The following is a 298-nucleotide window of genomic DNA, read 5'->3' as shown; positions in this document are numbered from 1 at the left end:
TCGTGTTCCTCGGGAACGAGATCACCTGGGCGGTCCCGGCCGCCGTGATCCTGGGCATGTCGACGGTGCTCGCCTACCTCCTCGGCATCCAGGGCGGCTCGCGGCTGGGCACGCGCATCGCCTCGTTCGTCGGCCTCACCGAGGTGCTCTTCTCGATCCTCGCGGCGTGGGCGCTGCTGGGCGAGCTGCCCGCGCCGATCCAGTTCGCGGGCGGTGCGCTGATCCTGACCGGCGTGGTGCTCGTGCGGCTGCAGGCGGAGGAGCCGACGCCCGCAGCACCCCTGCCCGAGGAGCCGGC

The 298-nt window shown here is 73.2% G+C and carries 1 protein-coding gene; it reads left to right on the top strand.

The window, feature by feature from the left end:
- Nucleotides 1-298, top strand: a 298-nt coding sequence (locus IOC53_RS18680) for an EamA family transporter (RefSeq protein ID WP_207408127.1), incomplete at both ends; no start/stop codon positions are given.

It is taken from the genome of Rathayibacter sp. SD072, from assembly GCF_017355185.1.
Taxonomy (GTDB): Bacteria; Actinomycetota; Actinomycetes; order Actinomycetales; family Microbacteriaceae; genus Rathayibacter.
The sequence above is the reverse complement of the archived record's forward strand: the minus strand, read 5'-3'. Positions and strand labels throughout refer to the sequence as shown.